The sequence below is a fragment of the Phocaeicola sp. RTP21198st1_B8_RTP21198_201120 genome (genome assembly GCF_040929485.1).
Classification (GTDB): domain Bacteria; phylum Bacteroidota; class Bacteroidia; order Bacteroidales; family Bacteroidaceae; genus Phocaeicola; species Phocaeicola dorei.
Genome location: NZ_JBCOCI010000334.1, coordinates 1 through 1,463 on the forward strand (window position 1 = coordinate 1; position 1,463 = coordinate 1,463).

At 40.0% G+C, this 1,463-nt stretch carries 2 protein-coding genes; both read left to right on the plus strand.

The window, feature by feature from the left end; all coding sequences use genetic code 11:
- Positions 1-72 precede the first annotated feature (72 nt).
- Positions 73-429, plus strand: a complete 357-nt coding sequence (locus AB5935_RS26000; protein ID WP_227042839.1) for a hypothetical protein — start codon at positions 73-75, stop codon at positions 427-429.
- The gene (locus AB5935_RS26005; RefSeq protein WP_368327875.1) at positions 356-1,405 is read left to right on the plus strand and encodes a tyrosine-type recombinase/integrase; all 1,050 of its coding nucleotides are present in this window, start codon (positions 356-358) and stop codon (positions 1,403-1,405) included. The genes AB5935_RS26000 and AB5935_RS26005 overlap by 74 nt, the downstream gene beginning before the upstream one ends.
- Positions 1,406-1,463 lie beyond the last annotated feature (58 nt).

The window sequence follows — 1,463 nt, forward strand, 5'->3', positions numbered from 1 at the left end:
ATCTTTACCTAACCTTACAAAGGTAAAATATGGTAATATTAAGCATTTCTGTCCGAAATATGTCCGAGAAATATGAAAGTGAATTTTTATTTAGATAAGCCCTATAATCCCGATATTTCGCCTGAAAAGGTCAAACAGGAATTGGCAAAGGTTGGAGGGAAAAAGAAGAACCTTGCACAAAAGTTCTGGAATCCATCGCCCACTGCACTGTATCTCTTCTTTTCACCGGATAAATCCTGTAGGATAAAATACAGGACAAACTATAAGATATTGCCCAAAAGTTGGGATTTTGAAAAGGAAAGGCTTAAACCAAGTGCCAGCGGAGCGTTGGAATTCAATGTTGAACTGAACAACCTTGCAAACTGCTGTACAAGGGAAGCAATGCGAAAAAAAAGAAACAAACCAGTTTCTTTCCAAAGAGGATTATAAACAGATTGTACAGGACTGTATTGACAGGGACAATGCCGTCAATAGTGAAATATCCATTTCCCACCTGAAAACCCAGTTCCTTTCCTACAAATCCAATTTTGTCAAAGAGGGTACGTTAAAAGAATACCGGACAGTCTTTAAGGGATTGGAGGATTTTGAGAAGCATAAGGGAACAAAACTTATCCTTAGGGAAATGGACGGTAAATTTCTCGATCAGTTTGAGGTATTTCTAAGCAGGAAAAAGAACACGAACGATGGAGATAAAGAGGGCTTGCTGAATGACACCATCCACAAGTACATCTCCACGTTAAAGGTATTCCTAAAGTGGTGCAACGACAATGATTATTTGGTGCATCCCGATGTCTTCAAGACCCAGAAGACAAACTTTAAGAAGAAAGCCTACAATGAGATCATTGCCCTGTCAGAATCCGAAATACAGAAACTGATGAACCATGATCTTTCGGACAGACCCAGTCTGGAAAGGGTACGGGATCTGTTCTGTCTATTGTGCTACACAGGGCAAAGATTTGAGGATCTGATCAACTTTGACCCAAAGGACATAAAAAACAATGCTTGGGACTTCATTTCGGTAAAAGTCAAAAAAAGGGTGATCGTACCTTTTGAGGGGTATATTGCCCCAGCAAAGGATATCTTGGAGCGTATCGGTTACTCCGTGCCCAAGATATCCAACCAGAAGTTCAATGAATATATCAAAACTGTCGGCAAACTGGCAGGAATGGACGAAATCATAAAGATCACAAGGTATTCAGGTAAGCAAAAGCTGGTGATAGAAAAAAGGAAGTACGACTTCCTATCGAGCCATGTCGGCAGAAGATCAATGGTAACGAACCTATTGAGCAGGAACGTACCCATTACACTTGTGCAGAAACTGACCGCACATTCCGACATAAGGACTTTAATGAAATACGAATCGGCAAACACGGATTCGTTAATCGATGCACTGAACAATTTTTAAAATTATGAACAGTAAATATTTCAGAAGAAGAAAACCGTTTGACTTTGATCCGCATCCA